Annotated in this window: 12 protein-coding genes; 5 read left to right on the top strand and 7 right to left on the bottom strand. The window is 56.2% G+C overall.

Going from position 1 to position 22,318, the window contains the following annotated elements; translation table 11 throughout:
- Positions 1 to 79: 79 nt before the first annotated feature.
- The 7 genes from VFX97_01835 to VFX97_01865 form a co-directional block, all read right to left on the bottom strand.
- Positions 80 to 409 carry a helix-hairpin-helix domain-containing protein gene (locus VFX97_01835; GenBank protein ID HEX5701942.1) on the bottom strand — a complete coding sequence of 110 codons (330 nt, stop codon included), beginning with the start codon at positions 407 to 409 and terminating at the stop codon, positions 80 to 82.
- Positions 410 to 656: 247 nt separating this feature from the next.
- The gene (locus VFX97_01840) at positions 657 to 1,709 is read right to left on the bottom strand and encodes a caspase family protein (GenBank protein ID HEX5701943.1); all 1,053 of its coding nucleotides are present in this window, start codon (positions 1,707 to 1,709) and stop codon (positions 657 to 659) included.
- Between the two features lie 131 nt (positions 1,710 to 1,840).
- The gene (locus tag VFX97_01845; protein HEX5701944.1) at positions 1,841 to 4,288 is read right to left on the bottom strand and encodes a DNA translocase FtsK; all 2,448 of its coding nucleotides are present in this window, start codon (positions 4,286 to 4,288) and stop codon (positions 1,841 to 1,843) included.
- A gap of 99 nt (positions 4,289 to 4,387) precedes the next feature.
- Positions 4,388 to 5,498, bottom strand: a protein-coding gene (gene prfB, locus VFX97_01850; GenBank protein ID HEX5701945.1) for a peptide chain release factor 2 whose coding sequence is annotated in 2 segments (ribosomal slippage) — positions 4,388 to 5,425 and positions 5,427 to 5,498 — 1,110 coding nt in all. Because the reading frame shifts where the segments join, the coding sequence is not laid out codon by codon here.
- Positions 5,499 to 5,536: 38 nt separating this feature from the next.
- Positions 5,537 to 7,171, bottom strand: coding sequence for an apolipoprotein N-acyltransferase (gene lnt, locus VFX97_01855; GenBank protein HEX5701946.1), 1,635 nt, complete (start codon positions 7,169 to 7,171; stop codon positions 5,537 to 5,539).
- A 932-nt stretch (positions 7,172 to 8,103) separates the two neighbouring features.
- Entirely contained in the window at positions 8,104 to 9,888 is a 1,785-nt protein-coding gene (locus VFX97_01860) for a tetratricopeptide repeat protein (GenBank protein HEX5701947.1), read from the bottom strand.
- A 181-nt stretch (positions 9,889 to 10,069) separates the two neighbouring features.
- Positions 10,070 to 10,612: a BON domain-containing protein gene (locus VFX97_01865; protein HEX5701948.1), complete on the bottom strand. Its 543-nt coding sequence runs from the start codon at positions 10,610 to 10,612 to the stop codon at positions 10,070 to 10,072.
- Positions 10,613 to 10,745: 133 nt separating this feature from the next.
- On the opposite strand from VFX97_01865, the gene VFX97_01870 reads away from it, so the two are divergent.
- From VFX97_01870 to VFX97_01890, 5 genes are all read left to right on the top strand, one after another.
- Positions 10,746 to 11,243: a hypothetical protein gene (locus tag VFX97_01870; protein ID HEX5701949.1), complete on the top strand. Its 498-nt coding sequence runs from the start codon at positions 10,746 to 10,748 to the stop codon at positions 11,241 to 11,243.
- Positions 11,244 to 11,366: 123 nt separating this feature from the next.
- A complete protein-coding gene (locus tag VFX97_01875) occupies positions 11,367 to 12,809 on the top strand; it encodes a DUF4139 domain-containing protein (protein ID HEX5701950.1) in 1,443 nt (480 codons plus the stop codon).
- Between the two features lie 70 nt (positions 12,810 to 12,879).
- Positions 12,880 to 13,809, top strand: a complete 930-nt coding sequence (locus VFX97_01880; protein ID HEX5701951.1) for a serine hydrolase — start codon at positions 12,880 to 12,882, stop codon at positions 13,807 to 13,809.
- A gap of 268 nt (positions 13,810 to 14,077) precedes the next feature.
- Positions 14,078 to 17,878: a TonB-dependent receptor gene (locus VFX97_01885; protein ID HEX5701952.1), complete on the top strand. Its 3,801-nt coding sequence runs from the start codon at positions 14,078 to 14,080 to the stop codon at positions 17,876 to 17,878.
- A 597-nt stretch (positions 17,879 to 18,475) separates the two neighbouring features.
- Positions 18,476 to 22,255: a carboxypeptidase-like regulatory domain-containing protein gene (locus tag VFX97_01890; protein HEX5701953.1), complete on the top strand. Its 3,780-nt coding sequence runs from the start codon at positions 18,476 to 18,478 to the stop codon at positions 22,253 to 22,255.
- Positions 22,256 to 22,318: the final 63 nt, after the last annotated feature.

The following is a 22,318-nucleotide window of genomic DNA, read 5'->3' on the forward strand; positions in this document are numbered from 1 at the left end:
GGTTTTCGCTCCACTCTCACTGTACATTCAAGTTAGAGATGGACGTCTATAAACATTCCGCTCCTATCGGAGCGGGACCTCATTCTACCGTGACTAAGTCGCGGAGCGCGTGAAAACGCGTCTCGCTGATGCCGCGCACCATCATCAGGTGCTCGGCGCGACGGAACGGCCCGTATTTCTCCCGATGCTCAACGATGCGCCCGGCGAGGCCTTTACCGATTCCGGGTAGTGCTTCGAGATCTCTCGCCGGCGCCGTGTTGATGTTGATCTTCGGCGCAGTTAAAGAAGCTGACGAGTGTTGCTCAAGCGGCGTCGGCGCGTTAGATACGGTCGCACGTGAACGTTTGGCGCACGAAGTGACGGCAAGTAAAGCCAACAGGAGAAGCGACAGCAGGATGAACCGGTACATTGGGAGTCATGCGAGTCAAGGTTTTTGACTCGTTGCACGGATTTATAATTGCGAGTTTTACCGACGTCAACACTAACGGAACGGTCGCGCCTGGCAACGCCACCTGCGAGTGCAATTTGCTGGAAGTGTTACAACTCGGAAACTTGTGACGCCCGAGTGTGCGATCTTCACAAGGTTATCCACAGAAAATGTGGAAGCAGACCATGCTCAGACGTCGCGAAGCGAACGCCGCGATCGCGCCCCGACGTCACTGTCCCCACGAATTCGCGGAGGCAGTCGAATACTCGCGACCTAACCACCATTTCTCGGCAACGCCACTTTCTTCCCGGCGAGTATGTCCCCGAATCTGCCGCTGCGACACCCATTCATCGTATGAATCATCGTAGCCAAAGTAACGAACCAGATACCGCGAACCGCGCACGCCGATGATTCGGCCTTTGTACAAATCGCCCTCTGAACGGACTACAACCCGACGGCCGATCGCCGGGTTAGCGGACTCGTTCGCCTGCGCCAAAACCATGTCTGCCGGAAATCCGCGGCTGGCAAAGGAAGATTCCTGTTCTTCGGCAAACTTCATATCGCGCCGTTCGTTCTCAACAAGTTCGCCCAGCGAAATCTGCCGATCGCCGTTCAGGTCGGCGTAGGATGTTCCGCGGAGCGACGCCAACAACATCTCAGTGAATGTCCAGTTCTCGGTTGATGCTTCATCAGCCGTCGCCGACGTCACGCACGCATACGAAATATCCGAGTTCAAGCCGCGTGCATCCTGCGCCAGCGCGCCGGAATAGCAGCAGTCCGCGGTCAGCATGACGCGCGAGCCGTGGAACCCCCAGTTGATGTCCCGCACGATTGACCGCGTCGGCCAGCCCGGGACCCGTTCGCTCGCGTCGGACGTCGCGAAGAGCGTCTCGCGCCCGTCGTCTGCTTTGTAGCCGTGACCAGTAAAGTACAGAAACAGGAAATCACCTTCGCGAGTTTGCGAAAGCATCTCAGAGAACTCAGTGCGGACGCGACGAATCGTCGCCTGCTCATCACGCAAAAAGACGAGCTGATTGGCCGGCACGCCTGCGCCCCGGAAAAACTCCGCCAGTTGCGCATCGCGCCGGTTCAGTTGCGGAAAGGGCTTAAACGTCTCGGAATCTTTCCATTTCAGGATGCCGACGATGAAAACCCAGGTTCGTTTCGGCTCCCAATCGCGTTGTTGGCCAAACGCAATCGACCAACAACCGAGCGAGCACGCCAGAAAAAGCGATGTGATCAAAACTCGCTTTAGAAGTTTTTGCCGAATTTCTGAACGCATGAGTGTCCCTGTGCCTTACTGAAGCTTTTTCGATCAGGTCGAGGTAATTGTGGTTCAGGAGAGCTCGGCCTGTGAGACGAGACGAACGATCAGCACTGTTTTGCGGAAGTGGAAGGTCGAGTGGTCGCGGCTTATTCGGGTTCCTGCTCGTCCCAATCAGCCACGATCTCAAACGCGCGACCGAGCACGGGACGTGGACGCGCGCCGTCGGCCTGTCCAATAAGGCCCTCGCGTTCCATCTGATCAAGCACGGCGGCGGCGCGGCCGTAACCGATGCGCAGGCGGCGTTGCAGGACGGAAGTCGAGGCGCGCTTCATCTCAACGCAGATGCGCAGGGCGTCTTCGAAGAGTTCATCGCGCTCGCCGCCGGAGTCGTCGAGGCCCATCGCCTCTTCTTCGGATTGCGTGATGCTCTCGTCGTAATCCGGCTGCCATTGAGCCTTGATGTGCGTAACGATTTTGTTGATTTCCGATTCGTCAACGTACGCGCCATGTACGCGCAGCAGTCGCGAGGATCCCGGCGGCAGAAACAGCATGTCGCCGCGGCCGAGCAGGTGCTCCGCCCCGTTCGTGTCGAGAATCGTTCGCGAATCGACTTTGGAAGAAACGCGATACGAAATCCGGGAAGGGAAGTTGGCTTTAATCAGTCCGGTGATGACGTCCACCGATGGCCGCTGGGTTGCGAGCACGAGGTGAATACCGATGGCGCGCGCCATTTGCGCAAGCCGCGTGATCGATTCCTCAACCTCGTGACCTGACGCCATCATCAGATCGGCCAGCTCGTCGATGATGATCACGATGTACGGCAGAGGCTTCCACGGCTCGCCGTTCTCATCAAAATCTTTGGCGGCGTTACGTTTGGCGATCTCAGCGTTGTAGCCGTCGATATTACGCACGCCCCACCCGGCAAGCTGTTTGTAACGTCGCTCCATCTCAGCCACAGACCAGCGCAGCGCGCGCGCGGCTTGCTTGGGATCGACGATGATTGGTGTCGCGAGATGCGGGATGTCTTCATACAGCCCAAGCTCAAGCCGCTTCGGGTCGATGAGAATCAGCTTCACTTCATCCGGACGCGCTCGATAAAGAATGGAAACGAGCAGGGAATTGACGCCGACTGACTTACCCGCTCCGGTCGTACCGGCAATCAAAAGGTGCGGCATCCGAGCCAGGTCGCTGACGTAATTCAAACCGTCAATCGTTTTCCCGAGCGCAATCGTCAGCTTCGAAGTTGATTCGCGAAAGGCGCGCGACTCAATCACTTCGCGCAGAAAGATTGTTTCGCGGCGCGGATTCGGGACCTCGATGCCGACGTGCGGCTTGCCCGGCATACGATCGATGCGGATCGATTCGGCTTTCAAAGCGAGACACAGATCGTCAACCAGGCCAGTCACGCGGGAATACTTCACGCCGGGATCCGGTTTGAATTCGTAGGTCGTGACGACGGGGCCCGGGCAGATGAATTTGATTTGGCCGGTCACGTTGAACTCGCGGCATTTCTCAGCGAGCTTCGTGGCCATCCCGAGCAGTTCATCGTCGGCTTGTTCGCGACGCATCTGTGCCTCGTTGAGGAATTCGAGCGCCGGAAGTTGATAATCCGTCTTGGCTTTGCTGCTGGCCTTACGGCCTTCAAACGGCAAACTGCCGCTGGCCGGCGATTCAGTTTTACGCTTCACCGCGGCCTCGCGCAGCATTTCTGAGACGACTGCGGTTTCGGCGGCCGGTGTGGCTTTGCCGCGAAACATTCCGCGTTTGGCCGGCGCTGTGCCCGCGCCCGCCGCGGCGACCATGGCTTTTCCGCTCGTGGAGGCAGCGAACGACTCGAAGGCTGAAGCGATTTCGGCGCTTTCCGGTGCGCGCGTGATTGGTTGGCCTTCGCTGTTTACCACCTGCGGGCCGGTCGCGGTGCCGTTGCCGTTTGCACCTGCGGCATCCAGCTTCTGTTGGCGAAGCAATTCACGGTTCGCACGGCGCGCCAAGCGCCATCCTTTGAATCTGATGGGAAGCGATCGCAGGGAACCGAATCTTTCGCTAAGCGACTGGCCGGCATTCGCAAAGGAAAAGTTCGTCGCCAGCAGGATGCCGGTGGCCGCAATTGCCATCAGCAGAATGGCAGCGCCGACAGTGTTCAGCCCAGCGACCAGCGCGCGCGCGATTAAGACGCCGATTAGCCCGCCGGCATTGAAGCTGGCATCGAAGAATGGATGAATGTTCGCGAGCGTCAGCAAAGCCGCCGCGGAAAGCACGACGATCGTCAATCCCAACAAGCGATAAATCGGCGCATTGATGCGCTGGGTGCGAAACCGGCGCCAAGCGGCCGCGAGAATAAGGAAGGGAATCAGATAGGCGGCGAGACCGATTGACTGAAACAACGCCGCGGCGACATTCGCCCCGACAGTCCCAATCCAATTGCGGGCACTGGCTTCACCGGCGGCATTCCATGAAGGATCGTTGGGATGATACGAAGCGAGACACAGCCCGAGCAGCAGCGCCGCGGCCACGAGCGCGATCACGATGATCTCGTTCAGCCGCGACCGCTCAGGCACGGGTTCGATATCGATGTCAGTTGGAATGGCGGCCATATAAATCAGTGGGCGTGGGCAGTGCGCAGTGAGCAGACAACGACTGCTTTATCATTAATCATTACCCATCACTCATTACCCATCACTCATTACTTCGCGTTAAGCTGCTCGCTTCGACAACAGATACTGCTTAATAAACTCGTCGATGTCGCCGTTGAGGACTGAATCGACGTCGCCTTTTTCCAGTTTAGTGCGCGCGTCTTTCACCAGCCGGTACGGCGCGAGCACATAGTTCCTAATCTGCGAGCCGAATGAGATGTCCTGCTTGTTCGCCTCAAGTTCGGCCGTTTCCGCCTTGCGCTTTTCAACTTCCAGTTCGTAAAGCCGGGAGCGCAGGACCTGCATCGCCACGGCGCGATTCTGATGCTGCGAACGCTGGTTCTGACACGACACCACAATGTTGGTCGGCAAATGCGTGATGCGCACCGCCGAATCCGTCACGTTGATGTGCTGCCCGCCTGCGCCGCTCGAACGATACGTGTCCACGCGTAAATCCTTTTCGTTGATCTCGACTTCGATGTCATCGTCGATTTCCGGATAGACAAACAACGAAGCAAAAGAAGTATGTCTGCGCGCCGCTTGATCGAACGGCGAGATGCGCACTAATCGATGCACGCCCGCCTCGGCAGATAACAGCCCGTACGCGTATTCGCCTTCGACTTTGAACGTCACACCCTTGATGCCAGCTTCTTCTCCCGGCTGGTAGTCGATGACCTCAGTGCGAAATTCGCGTCGTTCAGCCCATTTCAAATACATGCGCAGCAGCATCTCAGCCCAATCCTGCGATTCGGTGCCGCCCGCGCCCGGATGAATGGTGCAGATCGCGTTGCGCCCGTCATTCTCCCCGGACAGCAGCATCTCGGTTTCGGCTTCGGCGATCTCATGTTCGAGGCGTTTGACCAACTGACGCAGCTCAGTCAGAGAGCTTTCGTCTTCTTCCGCAAATTCAAAGAGCACTTGTGCGTCTGAAAGCTCGGTCTCGAATTTCTCTTGCCGCTGGATGACGCGCTCCAAACGGCTTCGTTGCTGCAAAAGCTTCTGTGCTTCTTCCTGATTCGACCAAAAGTCCTGGGCCGACGCCTGTGTTTCAATTTGGCTTAGCTCAGTTTGTTTCGCCGGGACATCAAAGAAACCTCCCGAGCTGATCGACGCGCTTCTTTAAGTCGTCGAACGAGTCTCTTAATTCCTGAATTGATTGTGGATCGATCATTTGTAATGGGTACGCACGCCTCAGGCGTGCTCTTATCACTAGTTGCCGAGCACGCCAGAGGCGTGCGTACCTTTTCTCCTTGTCATAAACGTCGCTGAAATGAATCCCAGAGTAATTAACGCGCAGCCGTAAGCGAACACATCGCCGTGGCGCGAATAAAAAGTTGATCCGATCGCCGTCTTGCTCACCGTCCAGGTTCGCACTGCTTCCTGAAAACTCGGCGTAGCGTCGCGCACAGTGCCATTCGAGTCGATGTAGGCGCTGATGCCGCTGTTGGTCGCACGAACTAAATCGCGATCGTTTTCCACGGCGCGAAAGACGGCGGCCGCGAGGTGCTGACGCATCACGGCAGTTGGTCCCAGATAGCCATCATTCGAAATATTAATCAGCACATCGGCTCCGGTATTCGTGAAGGCGCGCGCTACATCGGCATGAGCGGCCTCTATACAAATAAAAACCCCGGCACGAAACGCGCCGAGGGGCATCAGCGTATGCGAACTGCCGGGCGTGAATTCGCCGACGATACTCCGTACCGAACCCGAACCCGGTAGCCAGCGGGGCAGCGGCACGTTCTCGCCAAACGGCATCAGGCGAATCTTATCATACTGCGCGATTTTCTGACCCTGCTCATTTACGAGAATTGCAGAATTGTACGAGCCGCCATTCGGCGCCGGCTCGAGCGAATTAAGCAGCACGTACGTGCGATGTGTGCGCGCGAGCGAACCGATGGTTGCTTGCAGTTGAGGATCGCGCGAGTAGCTGAAGTTCATCGGTGATTCAGGCCAGATGAGAAGACGATGCTGCGCTTCTGTTACTCCTGCTCTCGAGAAGGCTTCGTCACTTAGTTGGACATGACGTTCAAGCAGCATCCTGAAACCGGCATCGTCCTGTTGAGTCATGGGCACATTTGGTTGCACCGCCACGACCGCATCAAAAGGTTGAGGCTCAGAAGAAACCGGACCGCGGTTCATTGCCGCCATAAAAGACATTCCTAAAACGCAATAGACGCCCAGCAGAACTACTACCGCTACTACGATCCGCCGAGTCGTCCGGTGAATCGCGCCGAAGGTTATTGCTGCATTGGCGATCACAATGAGAAAAGTTACGGCGTAGACACCGCCTGCTCGCGCACTCTGAATGAAGAACGGCTGAAACGCCTGGGAGTATCCAAGCGCATTCCAGTCAAGTCCTGTGACCACGGCCCGCAGCCAATCGCATGCGACCCACACCAGCGGCGTCCCAACTAACGCCGAAGTTCCGAATCTTTTGACGACGTGCGAAATGCAGAGGCAAGCCATCGCCGGAAAAACTGAAACGAAAACAACTGGCAGCAGCAACAGCGGGTACGCGAGCCACGGCGCCACCCCGGCGAAATGAATCATTGGGTACGTTAGCCACCAGCAGGTTCCGTAAAAAAAGATCATTCCCCAAATCAAGCCGAGGACGAACGCCGTGCGTTTTCTGGAAGTCGTCGCGACGGCAAAGAGCAACGGCGCTAATCCGATCCAGGCCAGCCACCACAAATCGAAATTTGGAAATGAAAGGACAAGGAGAATGGCTGATGAAGAAGCCAATCCAAATTCACGAAGTGACGGCGCGCTTGCGCGGATCGCGGTGAGGAAAAGCGGTCGCCGCCTTTGAATTGGCGGTTCATCCGCCAGCACTTCGCTCATGCGACGGAGTTTAGCAGAGCACTCGCGCGGTACGCAGACTTCTTGCCTGCTTTAACGCACCCGTGTCGCGCGCAACAGCAAACCGCGGAGGATTCTGGAAGTCGTTTCGAGAAATCCGACAGGGTCGAAAAATATTTTTCAGAAAGGGGGAAAGTGAGGCTCCCCAGACCCGCTTTGAGGGCCTCTTTCACAAAAACCGTCACCGTCAAAGTGACAAATTCCGTCGTAATGACCGAAGCAAGAAGACTGATTGTGGGCGCTGACGAAAAAGGCGGTCAGGTTGCCGGAAGGGCCGCCTCAGTCGGGGTTTTACCTTGGGAAATAACCATGTTGGTTTTTGGCGGCTCGTAAAAAGCAGGAAGCCCGGTCATTTCTGACCGGGCTCTTGATAGGGGGGATTGAACTGAAGGATCGCTCGGTAGGCGGCTGGCGCAGCGGCTTGCAGCGCTCAGAGAAGTGATGGCGGCGGGGGCACGTTTAACTTCATCGTGCTTGCCGACTTAGTCTTCAGCACTTGCCGTGCCAAGACGATAGAGTCAGAGCCGCTGCGGTAGCGGGCGGTTGTTATTGCAGAGTTCTTCCCATTCATGTTTGAAGATCAACCACCCGCTACCGCAGGTGGCTCTGACTTTGTCGCAACGCTAAAAGCAGGAAGCCCGGTCATTTCTGACCGGGCTCTTGATAGGGGGGCTATTGAACTGAAGGATCGCTCGGCGGGCGGCTGGCGCAGCGGCTTGCAGCGCTCAGAGAAGTGATGGCGGCGGGGGCACGTTTAACTTCATCGTGCTTGCCGACTTAATCCTCAGCACCTGCCGTGCCACGACCGGCTTGTAAAGAGCAAAGTGCAACGCGCCAAGCACAAAACGAAAGCGGCAAGAGTCATCGTAAGACTCTTGCCGCCTTGCTCTTAACGCTTTGCTCTTTGCCGCCCGCTACGGTCTTCCCATCGTCACTTGCCTTTGCAGCGCGACGGCTTCCTGATTCGCGGAATCGAGAGTCATGGCGCTCGCCGCGTACTTGCGTGCTTCGCCGATGTCTCCGCGCTCAAGAAAGATTCGACCCAGCAGAATGTGCGCATCAATCGCTTTCGCCGACGGGTCCCAAAAGATGGCCGTCTTGAGGGACGCAATGGCAGCCTCCTGATCGCCACGCCGTTGATTGATGCGACCGCTCAAAAGAAACGCTTCGGCATTCGTCGGTTCAATCACCAGCAGCTTTCGAATCTCGACCATTGCTTCATCGTCGCGTCCCTGCTGATACAGTTCGCGAATTTTGTTTAGAGCTTCTTCAGTGTTATCGACTTTAGCCTGCTCAATCAGCTGTAGCCGCGTCAGGTTCGAAAGATCGACCTGGTTCAACACGTCGCGCGAGCGCGGCGAGACGTTGGGAATCGTTTGGGACTTTTGCCATTCGGTTTGCCACTTGGCATAGCTGGCCTGCATGTAAACACGCGCCTGATTGTCCGCCGCATTCGCTGGTTCAGCGCGGCCCGCGCGCTCCTGTGTCTTTGCGAGCAGGAAGTACGCCTGGCCATCACGGGGATCTGCGGCGATTACTTTCTCGAGTTTCTCGGCGGCGTCGGCGTACTTTTCAGAAAGGAACAAAGCGTAGCCATAGTTGAAAAGAACCGTAGCGTCATCGGGTGACGAATCGGCGGCGCGCGAAAGCAAAGTTATCGCTTGCAGCAACAGCCGCGTCTTCTCCTCGGGTTTCTTTTCGGCCTTTGCGGCGGCGATCGAAACGGCGCCGGCGTTGTTGTAGACGGCAACGAGAGGCATCACCTTCTCGTCCGCCAATGGCACCAGAATCTCGAGCGCCTTCTTGTCCTCGCCGAGTTTCCAATATGCGAGCCCGGCGTAAAACTGCGCTTCGCCATAATGCGGCTCTCTCTTTTGCACCATCGTGAGGTACTCAGCGGCCTCTTTCAGTTGACCCTGACTCAAATGAAACTCGCCGAGCGCGAACGCCGCCTGCGAATAAACGGCGCCGCCGTTCTCTTTCTCAAACAGCTTCATCGCGTTCTTCAAGTAGATGGCGCGCGTCGGGTCCTTGGCCGCGGTCAGCAGGCCTTTCATGTAGGCTTCGAATGCCTGAGGCGGAACGCGCGTCGCTTCCTGGATGAGCTGGTTGCGTGAAAACGAAAGGGCCTTGTCGCGCTGCGAAAGAATCTGATAGGCGAGCTCGCCATTCATCTTTTGCAGGTCGGTCACGGTGCCGCCAAAGTCGTAAACGCGGGGCGCCCACGCACCGTCGAACACGTCACCGGCCATGCGACCTTCGTTGATCCGGACGACGCGCGCTTCCCCTGCGATCGTTGCCAGGGCCTTTGCCGTTTCGGGTTTGTCGGGCGAGGCCGCCGGAACCGTCACGTTGAAATTACCGATGACGATGATCGTGGCTCTTAGTTCGCGAGCGATCTTGATCGCCGTGGCGCGCGACGGCAGCACGGTCAGCGGCAGATGCAAGCGTTGATACGCCACGGCTCGCTCGTCACCCGTGATCACGACCAGGCCGGGTTTAGTCAATAAAGTCGACATCGAGTCAGCGAAGCTCTCGCCGATCCAGTTAAATTCGGGATGATTTGAGCGGTTCTCGAACGGCAACACGACAACGGTTTCCGTCGCGCCTGACTGCGCCAAAGTGGCTGGGGCAGACGCCGTCGAAACGACCAGCGAAACAACAACAGTCGAGAATATTGCGAATAATCGTCTAAACATCAGCAAAAACCTTTGGAAAACGGTCGGGAAAAATTCGATGCGTCTATCTTAACAGCGGTTGGACGACGTGGCGAAGGGTGCTCCATGTCCAACGTCTAATGCCCAATGTCCAGCCCCAACATCGAACTTGGAACTTTAAACCATTAGACTTTGGACCCTACTCTGGAGTAGGACATTGTTCCTACGGCGTGGCCCCAATCACCACCAATTGATTGTCGACGGCCACCACGCCTCGGATTGCGCGAATGGTGCGCTCGACCCGCTGTTTGGTTTCGGCTGATGGAACTGACCCGATGATGGTCACACGGCCGGCTTCGACGATGGTGCTGACGTCCAGGTTCTCCAACGCCGGATCAGATCGAGAAGCGCGCTCAATCTGGGCCTGGATAGTTGCATCATCGACGGTCGCTGCCGCAGTTTCGCCGGCCGGTTCAGGCGATTCGGAAGGTCGCGTCGATGTCGCTGTGGGCGTCGGTGTCGGCGTCGGTGATTGCGCCGCGAGCGGTCCGGAAGGCACGGTCTGTTGAGCGTCGAAGGTCGAATCCATCGGATCGTATGGCCGGCTGGTGACAAAGAGAGCGAGAAACGTGGCCAGCGCCGCGGCGCCGATGACGCTAAGTGCGACAACCCCCTCGCGCGATCCGGTTCGGCGGCGCGGTGGCCCGGCACTGCGGGATGGCCGGGAAGTGGAAACGACGACTCGCTTTCTGTCTTGCCGATGCATGAGTTGCGACACGTAACCTACCAATTGGGATTGCAAATCTGCAAGGCGTTTAAATCTCGCCGTTCAAACCCCAAGCGTACGGGAACAGAGACGTGCGTCGAGCGTCTAATCCTTTAATCGAAGGAGCCGAGTCATGTCGCGCTTTTCAGATCCACTTTCACGTGTGAGAGTCGCCAGTCCATGTCCGGCGGATTGGGACAAAATGATTGGTAACGAACGGATTCGCTTCTGCGGTCAATGCGAGTTGAATGTTTACAACCTATCCGCCATGACCAGAACTCAGGCTGAAGATTTGATCGCCGGCACTGAGCGACGTCTCTGTATCAGATACTATCGACGAAAAGATGGCTCGATCCTGACGCGCGATTGTCCCGTCGGGCTGGCGCGATTAAAGCAGCGCATGTCACGAATTCGACGCGCCGTGGCGGCGGGACTCCTGGGTTTCTTTGCCGGTGCATCGGGCAGCTATGCCGTCAACGGATTCAAAACCGTAATGGGTGAACCGCAAGTGGTCGGCATAATGGTGACCGAACCTAAACCACCGGCAACCCTGCCCGAGGTTGGCACAGACCTCGACAGATACGAAGTGACAGGTACATTCGTCCCGGTAAAACGCCGCAAGCGTCGTTAATCTCAATTCGCGTCCCAACTAACTACTCCGCTGAAATCCTGCGCAAGTCTCCACCAGTACCTCGTTCTAATCGTGAGCGCGGAAGTGCGCGTCCGGTAAGTTCATCCTGGAGGGTTAGTCATCATGAAACGCCTGGTAAGCGGACTCTTTGCTGTAACGCTGATTTTTACGAGCGTCGCGAGCACGTTCGCACAAACATCTGAACAAACTACGACGGCTGCCGATCGGCAGTCAGTGAACATCACGGTTTACAACTCAAACCTGGGCCTGGTGCGTGAGACGCGGCGATTGAACCTGCCGGCGGGTCGCATCGCTCTGCGTTTCGCGGACGTCACGGCACAGATTCGGCCTGAGACGGTGCATCTGGCTTCGCTTCTGTCACCGACCGCGTTGCGGATTCTCGAACAGAATTATCAGTACGACTTGCTGAATCCGGCAAAGCTGCTCGACAAGTTTGTCGGCAAACAGATCACGCTGGTCCTGCGTCGCTATCAGAACAACTCGGAAATTTTTGAGCCCGTACAGGCGACGTTGCTTTCAAACAATGCGGGCCAGGTGTGGCGCATCAACGGGCAGATCGTGATCAATCCTGCGAACATCGTCGAGATGCGCTTTCCCGATGTGCCGAAGAATCTCGTCGCCACCCCGACTTTGGTTTGGGACATCGAGAACCGCGAGTCAGGCCCGCAGACGATTGAGGCGAGCTATCTCACCAACGGGATGAATTGGCGCGCTGACTACGTGCTGGTCGTCAATGCGGATGACACGAAGGGCGATTTGCAGGGCTGGGTCACGTTGATGAATTCCAGCGGCGCGACGTTTGAGAATGCGCGACTGCAACTGGTCGCCGGCGACGTCAATCGTGTTTCTGAGGAACGTACCTATGACATGGCGGTGAGCATGGCGCGAGGACAATCCAAGAATGAAGCTCAATTCCAGGAGCAAGGCTTCTTTGAATATCACCTTTACACGTTACAGCGGCCGGCGACGATTCGTGACAACGAAACCAAGCAGGTCTCGCTGCTCGAGGCCGCCGGATTCGAGGTAAAAAAGGAGTTCGTCGTCAACGGGCAGCGTCACTACTACCAGAGCTACAACAATCCCGGCCAGCCCATCAAAGAGAAGGTTGGCGTGTTCATGCAGTTTCGCAACGCGCAGCAGAACAAACTCGGCATGCCGCTGCCGGCCGGTACGATTCGGCTGTACAAAAAGGACACGACCGGCAATCAGCAGTTCATCGGTGAGGACAAGATCGATCACACGCCGAAGGACGAGGATGTGCGCGTGAAAGTCGGCGACGCTTTTGACATCGTCGCGGAACGCAAGCAGACCGACTACAAAGTGATCGCGCGTAATGTGTACGAGTACGCTTACGAAATCAAAATTCGAAATCACAAAGAAACCGCCGTGAGCGTGATTGTGAACGAACCAATCGGCGGCGATTGGGAAATGATTTCGTCGAGCTTCGAAGCGAAGAAGACCGCAGCGTTTGCCGCGCAGTTCAATGTGCCCGTCGCTAAAGACGGCGAAGCGACGTTGAGCTATCGCGTGCGCGTGCGGTACTAAGCCGCAGTCACGGGCGGCTTTCTATGGCGCAGGTTGTCAGCCTGCGCCATTTTTGTTATACCCGCCGCCCATGAAACGCAGTTATCGAATAGCCTCATTAGCCATCGTCTTATCGTTAGCGGTGGTAAGCGCTTCGTCGCAGGAAAAACAAGCCTCTCAATCTCTCGAATCGCGAATCCGCGCTGAAGTCGCTCCCTTCAAGGGAAAAGTCTTTCTCTACGCAAAGAACCTCGATACCGGCCAAACCTACTCATTCAATGGTGACGAGCGCGTGCGAACCGCGAGCACGATCAAGATCGCCGTGATGATTGAAGCGTTCGCGCGGGTCGCCGAAGGCCGCGCGAAGTGGACTGACGAACTGGTTCTGACAAAGGCGGCACGATACGGTGGCTCGGGAATTCTCCCCGAACTAAGCGATGGGCTCCGCCTCACTCTGCAAGACGCCGTGCGCCTGATGATGGTGCTCAGCGACAACACGGCGACGAACCTGGTCCTTGATCATCTGACAACCGACGCGGTTAACGAACGCATGAACTCTCTCGGTTTCAAGGCTACGCGCATCATGCGTCGCGTCGGCGGCGGCGGAGAGAGCAAGGAAGGGAAGTTAGGCGATAACCTGAAGCGTTTCGGCCTGGGCGCAACCACCCCTCACGAAATGATACAGATCATGGAGAAGCTTGAGCGCGGCGAAATCGTCAGCAAGGAAGCGTCAAAGCAGATGCTCGATCTGATGAAGCGCGAGCAAGGTCGCAACTCAATTGGCCGCGACCTGCCCGGCGTTCCGATGGCCAGCAAATACGGCGCTCTCGATTTGTTACGAAGCTGTGTCGCGATCCTCTACACGAAGCAGGGAACGATCGCGATCGCGATCACCGTCGACGAAATGCCAGAGGTAATTTGGTCCGTCGATAACCCGGCTTATCTGTTGATGATGCGTTTGTCGTCCATTCTCGCGACCGACAGCACGTTCTTAAGTAGACCCAAAATCTTGGATCGCTGACTAAGGAAACGCATCCGAAATTATGAATTGCATCTCACCATATTTTTGAAAATAGTGTGGGGCTTTCTCTGGCAAAGCCCAATGAGAAACTTAAGATAGCGCGGAATTGTTGAACTCCCTCCACTGCCCACTTGGTGGAATACTAAGTGCCTGTCCAGCTTTCGGAAGCCCTCTTACCTAAAGGAACTGACTAGGCTTGCTCAAGGTCCGAGTCTCCCCGTCTAAAAATTAGGATGTTTTGAGGTCTGTAATTTTTCAAGGAGGAAGAATGAAAACAACGAGGCTCTTCTCACTTTTTTTCACAGTACTTGGTCTCTCCATAGTCATCTGTCTTAGTTCTTTGACTGGATTAGCGCAGTCGGGAACGGCTTCAATTCGCGGCACTGTCAAAGACCAGCAGGGTAATGTGGTCGCTGGCGCAAAAGTTACCGTTAGGAATGAAGCAAAAAATTTCAGTCGTGATCAGATCACGGGTTCGGACGGCGCATACGTATTTACCGCGCTCCCTCCGGACACCTACGTCGTCGATGTAGAAGCCGCAGGCTTCAAGAAAGTCAGGGCCGAGAACGTTGCGGCCCTGGTTGATACAGCAAAGGATCTGGATGTCACCCTGGAGGTTGGCGCGATCAGTGAAACGATCACGGTGACCGGGGGATTGGACGCACCGCTCAACACGTCGGATGCCTCAATTGGAAATGCAATCGAATCGCGGCGGATCCAAGAGCTTCCGCTAAACGCCCGCAATATAGTCGGATTGCTTTCGCTGCAACCTGGCGTCACTCGGCAAGGCGAAGTAAATGGCGGCCGTCGTGACCAGGCGAATATTACGCTCGATGGTGTTGACGTTAACGAGCAACAGACGGGTCTCGATCCGGTTAACGGAAGTACCACCGTGACACCGGGTGACGCCTTTGCCAGCGTCCTGCGCGTGACCCCTGATTCCGTTCAGGAGTTTCGCGTCACCACGTCTTCGCCGAACGCTGACCAGGGCAGATCTTCCGGGGCCCAGGTTTCGCTGGTGACGAAGTCAGGCACTAACGACTTTCACGGATCTGCTTTTTGGTATCATCGGAACACTGTCACCACGGCCAACGACTTTTTTAATAACGCCGCCGGCAATTTTGTGGCGACCGATGCCGCGGTTGTCGCGGGTAATGCGCAAGTTGGAGATCCCAGAGTTCCGCGGCCAAAGTTGCTTCGGAACATTTTTGGTGGCTCACTCGGCGGCCCCATTATTAAGGATCGTTTTTTCTTCTTCTACAGTTATGAAGGCCGCCGCGATGCCGCAGAACAATCGGTTCTCCGTTTTGTTCCCACGGCTTCGCTCAGACAAGGGAACGTAATCTACCGGACCCCCTCCGGCGCGCTCGCCACGTGGACTCCCGCCAACATCGCTGCGGCATATCCCGCATTGGGAGGGGTCAACCCAGCCGCACTGGCAGTGCTTACCACCGCACCGTTGCCGAACGACTTTAGTATCGGTGATGGACTTAACCGCGCCGGATTCCGCTTCAATGCGCCTATCAAGAACGAGTTTGAAGCCCATACAGCGCGACTTGATTTTAGTGTCACGGATCGTCAGACCCTCTTCTTCCGAGGAAACTATCAGGACGATTTGTACCAGCAGGCGCCGCAGTTTCCCACGACGCCTTCTCCGGCCCTCTGGTATCACCCGAAAGGTTTTGTCGGTGGGCATACCTGGGCTGTCACCAACAATCTGGTTAACAACTTCCGGATCGGCCTGACACGCCTCGCGCTTTCGCAGCAAGGCGATTCAGCGGACAATTCGCTTTCGTTCCGGGATGTTTACACTCCCTTCCTGTTTCAACGTACGTTCAACCGCACCACACCGGTATGGAACCTGAGTGACGATGTTTCCTGGATTAAAGGGACGCATACTTTCCAGTTTGGTACTAACATGCGGTTCATCCGCAACAATCGCGATAGTTTCGCGAATGCCTTCGACTCGGTGCTGGTTAATCCGTTCTTCTATTCCGGTGGAGGAGCGACGCTTCTGCCAACCGCTCCCGCAAACCTGGCAGCTGGCTTTACCAGCGATTATCAATTCGCGATAGCGGCAGTTCTGGGCCGTGGCACGCAAAACGCCGCCAACCAGATCTTCAACAAGGATGGTTCCGCAGCCACTCCAGGTACGCCGTCCAGCAGATCTTACGCCACGGACGAGTATGACTTTTATATTCAGGATTCGTGGAAGGTGCGGTCTGACCTGACCCTCACTCTCGGCTTGCGTTACGGTTTGAACACGCCGGTGTATGAGACAGGTGGGTTCCAATTGGTGCCTAACGTGAATCTCGGAGAGTTTTTCGAGAACCGCGTAAACGGCATGCGGACTGGTGTGCCCTATAACCAGTTAATCAGTTTCAACCTCGGTGGCAAAGCTAATAACGGTCCGGATTACTATGAGATGGACAAAAACAACTTTGCTCCGCAAGTTGCGGTCGCCTGGTCTCCGGATTTTGGTGACAACTGGTTTGGCCGTGCGTTCGGACGAAACGGGCGCTCAGTGCTCCGCGGTGGTTTCCGAATGTTGTATGACCGCGTCGGTAGTCAGTTGGCGGTTTCCTCAGAGGCTGAGAACTCGTTTGGCTTCTCAAACGCCACGACCAACACGTCCAACACCTTCAACACGACCACGGCCCCTCCACCGCTGGTGAGCGGCTTCAACCCGAATGTGCGGACGCCGGCCTACGGTTTGAATCCGCCCACTCAGCTTAACTTCCCGCTTCAGCGGCCGCCGGGCTTCGGGATTTTTGCGAGTTTCGATCAGTCCTTGAAGACTCCGGTGCAGTACACCTGGAACGCGTCCTACGGTAGGGAACTGCCAAAAGGATTAGCGGTCGAGTTCAGTTACGTCGGCCGAATGGCGCAAGATCTGTTGCTGGTGCGCGACGTTGCTCAACCTAATAACATCGTCGATCCGATTTCGCAGACGGATTGGTATTCAGCAGCAGCCAGGCTTACCGATTTTCGGCTCGCAAATACGCCGATTGCAAGCGTGCCGAATATCCCGTTCTTTGAAAACTGGTACCCAGGGCTCGGCGCCGCGCTTGGCGATCCAACCCTGAGCGCGACGCAGGTGTTTTACCTGTTCCACGCCCGTCCGGCAGTCGGTGGATTCAATGTCGTTGACTACACCTTATTGCAGGAGATCTTTGATCGGGATGCACGCGTCGATCGGTTGTTCTACCATCCGCAGTACGCGGCCTTGCAGGTACTCTCCTCGATCGGTAAGTCTAACTACCACGGGGGTAGCGTTTCCGTCCGGCAACGGCTTGGAAACGACTTCCTCTTCGACTTCAACTACACGTTGTCAAAAGCGATGGACAACGGATCCACTCTGGAAACGTTGCGTGTGTTGAGTAATGTAACTCGGAATGCTATCGATCCGGATTTGGATTACTCAGTCTCCAACTTTGACGTACGGCACAACATGAACATGAATTTCCTGGCCGGCCTTCCTTTTGGTCGCGGCAAGAGATTCCTGGGCAATTCAAACAGCATCGTCAACGGCATCATCGGTGGTTGGCAGTTGAGCGGAATTGTTCGCATGCATAGCGGACTCCCGTCCGGCAGTCCCGCCGATGTCGGTTTCTGGGCGACGAATTACCAACTAACCAGTCGGGGTGTGCGACTCCGGGATGTTGCTTCAGCGAACGTCGATGTGGTTGGGACGGACGGTTCAGCCCGCCCCAATCTGTTTTCGAATGTCACAGAAGCATACCGTTCCTTCCGCAACGCGCGCGCGGGTGAAGCGGGCGATCGTAATATCGATACGTTGCGGATCCCGAGTTACTTTGTGATGGACCTCGGCCTGAGCAAGTCCTTCGGTATGTGGTACGCGGAGGGACACAGGCTGCAATTCCGCTGGGAAGTCTTTAACGTGACCAACACTCAGCGCTTTGGCACCATTGCCAACCTGACTCTTAACCCTGAACCGTTCCTGGGTACGCCTCCCTCGAACTTTGGAACCTACATCGGATCGCAGACGCCGGTTGGCGAAACGCGGCCCGGACGCGTGATGCAGTTTGCGTTACGCTATACCTTCTAATCCGTTCCAGTAACGGTGATACAAGGCGGGTCGGTACCACGGCCCGCCTTTTTTTGTCAGCGCTGCGGCGGATGATGAAGAGAATTCCGAAACCAGGCCGCTAAAGACTTGTCGGAAGAAATGAGCTTGTAGTCATGGCTCAAAACTAGAAGGTCGGAGATTTTCTCCGGCCTTTTTCTTTGCCCGGATCGCGATGGCGATCACGGTCGATGAAATGCCCAAGGTTGTCTTGGCCGGTGGATAACCCGGGCGTACCTGTTTAGAATTCAGGCATCAGCGATTCTCGCAGAAGCGCCAAAATTCTGGATGCAATTTCCAAGGTTTTGTATATAATGCCGCGCGTCTTCGGTAATTTGATCGGCAAAACAAGCAAAAACCGTCAGTTTCATAACGTTTCACATTTCTGTTGCGGCTGGAATAAGAAGTGCCTGTCCGCGAACTGAAACTATGATTCTAGATCTTGAAACCAGACGTAATGCGTCCTTGGTTCGAGTTCCCAATCACCGGCAGTGGGCCGAGTCCCGTGACTCGCACCTCCCATTGCCTCAAGCCGTCTCAATTACCCAACAGTCCTACACAAGCTATCTGGAGGAAGCGATGAGAATGAAGAAACTGTTCGCGAGTGGGCTTTCATTAATGATCGCGGTGTTGTTTGTGGCGACCCTCGGAACCAGTGCCTCGGCCCAAACCGGCACCGGCTCGATCAGGGGAATCGTAAAGGATCCCCAGGGCAACGCCGTCTCCGGCGCCAAAATCACCCTTCGAAATGATGAGAAGAATTTTAGTCGTGATCAAGTTACGGATAGTGACGGAGGTTTCACGTTCACTAATGTTCCGCCTGACACCTATGTACTCGAAGCCGAAGCGGCCAACTTTAAGAAGGCCGTCATTTCAGGCGTAAAGGGTCTCGCCGACAGAGCCAACTCAGTCGATGTGAATCTCGAAATCGGCGCCGTTACTGAGACGGTTAACGTCACGGCCGGCGGGGTTGAGAACCTGGTAAATACTCAGGATGCGAGCTTGGGCAACAACTTTGTGTCCCAGCAGATCCTGCAACTGCCGCTTAACGCGCGCAACGTGGGAAACTTGCTGAGCTTGCAGCCGGCGGTGACTCCTGACGGTTACGTGGCCGGCGGTCGCAGCGACCAGGCGAACCTGACGCTGGATGGCATCGACGTCAACGAACAGCAACTGGGCACGGCCTTCACACCGGTTTTGCGAGTCAGCCCTGACACGGTTGAGGAGTTCCGCGTAATCACCACGAATGCGGACGCGAGCTATGGACGCTCGTCCGGGGCGCAGGTCTCGTTCATTACCAAGAGCGGCCAGAACGACCTCCATGGAAACGTGTTCTGGTATCACCGCAACACGATCACGACGGCGAACGATTTCTTTAACAACCGTTCCGGGGTACCACGTCCGAAGCTGCTGCGTAACGTGTTTGGCGGCTCGCTCGAAGGTCCGATCGTGAAAGATCGCTTCTTCTTCTTCTACAACTACGAAGGTCGTCGCGACGCGCGCGAATCAAGCGTCGTACGCATCGTTCCCCTGCCAAGTCTGGGCCGCGGCGAATTAAGGTTTCGCACGAACACCGGTGTTCTCGTGACGCTCAGCCCGGCTCAGGTTAACGCTATCACGCTGGGCGGAGTCGCGGTCGTCGACGTCAATCCCGCCGCGACCGCTATTCTCGGGGCCGCTGCTGCTCGATACACCGCGAATGACACCACGAGCGGAGACGGTCTTAACACGGGCGGATTTCGCTTCAACGCGGGCCTGCCGGTTGAGTTGAACGCGCACACCGCGCGCTTCGACTGGAACGTGACGAGTGATGCGCGGCACACGATTTTCTTTCGCGGCAACTATCAAAAAGACATCACCGCGAACACCCCTTACTTCCCTGACTTTCCATCGCCCGATACGTGGAGCCATCCGATTGGTCTCGTGGTCGGACACGCGTGGACTATCAACTCAAAGATGACGAACAGTTTCCGGTATGGGCTCACGCGTGAGGCTTTCAGCGATCAAGGGGAGTCCACCACGGATGATGTCCGGTATCGCAGCGTGTTTCTGGCTGAACGACTGACGAATCGCACCTTCAGCCGCGTGACTCCGGTGACGAACATCACCGACGACTTCAGTTGGTTGCATGGTAACCACTCGTTCCAGTTCGGCACGAACATTCGCGTCGTGCGTAACGAGCGCGAGAGTTTTGCCACGTCGTTCGACAACGGCATCACTAATCAGTCGTTCTATTTTGCGTCCGGAAATATTATCCAGAACGCGATCAATCAGTCGCTGCCTGGGCTTACCGGGCTGCCCGCGGGAACAACTATTTCGTCGGGTACAGCAGTGAATACGCGTCACGCGTTCGCGGCGCTGGTGGGCAGACTGTCACAGTATTCGGCCAACTTTAACTTTGGCATTGACGGCAAGCCACTGGCGCAGGGAGCCGGAGTGGGACGCAATTTCGCCACTGAAGAGTACGACGTCTACGTCCAGGACATCTGGAAGCTAAAACCGACGCTCACCTTGAATCTGGGATTGCGGTATGGCTTGAGCCGGCCGGTTTATGAGACGAACGGCTACCAAACCAGACCCAGTGTCGCCTTGTCAGATTACCTCGACCAGCGAATCGAAGCGGCCGCGCGCGGGGTCAATTTTACACCCCCCATCACCGTCGATCTGGCTGGACCTTTTCACGATAGGCCAGGCTTCTATCCCTGGGACAAAAACAATTTCCAGCCTCGAGTCTCACTGGCCTGGTCGCCGAATTTCCGATCCGGATTTCTCGGCAAGCTCTTCGGAGCCGATAACGACACAGTGTTGCGCGGCGGATTCGCCATCACCAACGACTACTTTGGACAAGCTCTGGCGGTGAACTTCAACGCGAACAACACGCTCGGGTTTGGCGCCAGCCAGACTATTTCAGCCAACACTTACAACATCACCAATAATCCGGCACCGCCGATCACCGGTCCGAATATGACCATTCGCAGCCTGCCCGGAATTACGGTGCCGGCAAACCTGGTATTCCCACAAACCCAACCGCAGGATTTCCAGCAGCGCATCGAAGGTTCGCTTGATACGAACCTCGTTTCGCCGATCAACTACAGCTGGAATTTCACCTTTACGCGCAAGCTGCCCAAGGGTTTGTTGGTTGAGGCGTCATACATCGGCCGGCTGGGCCGGAACCTGCTGGCCACGCGCGACGTGATGGCGCTCAATAACATCGTCGATCAGAAGTCGGGACAGGATTGGTATACTGCGGGTCAGCTGCTTGAGACTTTGCGACGTAACAACACGCCGCTTTCGCAGGTCCCGAATATTCCGTGGTTCGAAAACGTTTATGCGCCGGGAACCATTGACGGAATCTTCTTTGGCGCCGGCCTAAGCAACACCCAAGCTGCGTACCTGGTCATGGCTGTGCCGCGCGCGGGAACGCAGCTCAACACTGACTGCAATTCTGTGGGCGGGTGTTATGAATTCGGAAACGACTGGACCTTCCTGCAACAACTGCTGGATGACAATTCCGGTCGCCGGTTGTTCTTCCAAAGCCAATACGGCGCGCTTTCAGCGTTCGGCACCATTGGAAGTTCGGACTACCACGGCGGCACGTTGTCCATCCGTCAGCGGACCAAGGGATTGATTTGGGACTTCAATTACACGCTGTCCCATTCCATGGATGATGCGTCCGGACTCCAGACCAGCGGCGTTTACGGTGCTGCTTTCATCCTGAATCCACTACGACAACGTGACAACCGTTCGGTGTCGGATTTCGACATTCGCCATATCGTCAACTTCAACTCGATCTACGAATTGCCGTTCGGTCGCGGACGTCAGTTCGCGAGTGGCTCGAATGGGTTGGTGAACGCGATTATCGGCGGCTGGCAAGTAACCAGCATTTTCCGCTGGAACTCCGGCTTACCGCTCGTCAATCTGGTGGACCTCGGCGGCTGGCCGACCAACTGGAACGTGCGCAGCAACGTGGTTAGGACCCGCAACATCCAGTCTTCGCCAACTCGCGGAGTCGGCAATGCGGCGCCGAATATCTTTTCGGATCCGGTGGCGGCCTATCAAAGCTTCCGCAGTCCGGCGCCTGGTGAAACGGGAGACCGAAGCATCATCCGGTATCCTGGTTACGTGGCGCTCGACATGGGCTTGTACAAGTCGTTTGATATGCCCTGGAACGAGAAGCACAAACTTCAGATTCGCTGGGAGGTCTTCAACGTTACGAACACTCAGCGACTGACCGGAAACGCCGACAATACGTTTGGCCTGGATCCGCAGAACGGACAGCCGGGCCCGACGTTTGGCAACTTCACCGCAATTCAAGGCACACCGAGAATTATGCAGTTCGCGATCCGGCTGGATTTCTAGCCAGCACCGGAACGTGCTTTCCCCGAAAAGGGCTTGGAGCGAAAGCTTCAAGCCCTTTTGGTT

This window comes from Pyrinomonadaceae bacterium (assembly GCA_036277115.1).
In the GTDB taxonomy this organism is placed as follows: domain Bacteria; phylum Acidobacteriota; class Blastocatellia; order Pyrinomonadales; family Pyrinomonadaceae; genus UBA11740.

Excerpts from the sequence above, each read along its gene's own strand:
- VFX97_01835 (HEX5701942.1), bottom strand. The coding sequence starts at position 409 with ATGTACCGGTTCATCCTGCTGTCGCTTCTCCTGTTGGCTTTACTTGCC.
- VFX97_01840 (HEX5701943.1), bottom strand. The coding sequence starts at position 1,709 with ATGCGTTCAGAAATTCGGCAAAAACTTCTAAAGCGAGTTTTGATCACA.
- VFX97_01845 (HEX5701944.1), bottom strand. The coding sequence starts at position 4,288 with ATGGCCGCCATTCCAACTGACATCGATATCGAACCCGTGCCTGAGCGG.
- lnt (HEX5701946.1), bottom strand. The coding sequence starts at position 7,171 with ATGAGCGAAGTGCTGGCGGATGAACCGCCAATTCAAAGGCGGCGACCG.
- VFX97_01860 (HEX5701947.1), bottom strand. The coding sequence starts at position 9,888 with ATGTTTAGACGATTATTCGCAATATTCTCGACTGTTGTTGTTTCGCTG.
- VFX97_01865 (HEX5701948.1), bottom strand. The coding sequence starts at position 10,612 with ATGCATCGGCAAGACAGAAAGCGAGTCGTCGTTTCCACTTCCCGGCCA.
- VFX97_01870 (HEX5701949.1), top strand. The coding sequence starts at position 10,746 with ATGTCGCGCTTTTCAGATCCACTTTCACGTGTGAGAGTCGCCAGTCCA.
- VFX97_01875 (HEX5701950.1), top strand. The coding sequence starts at position 11,367 with ATGAAACGCCTGGTAAGCGGACTCTTTGCTGTAACGCTGATTTTTACG.
- VFX97_01880 (HEX5701951.1), top strand. The coding sequence starts at position 12,880 with ATGAAACGCAGTTATCGAATAGCCTCATTAGCCATCGTCTTATCGTTA.
- VFX97_01885 (HEX5701952.1), top strand. The coding sequence starts at position 14,078 with ATGAAAACAACGAGGCTCTTCTCACTTTTTTTCACAGTACTTGGTCTC.
- VFX97_01890 (HEX5701953.1), top strand. The coding sequence starts at position 18,476 with ATGAGAATGAAGAAACTGTTCGCGAGTGGGCTTTCATTAATGATCGCG.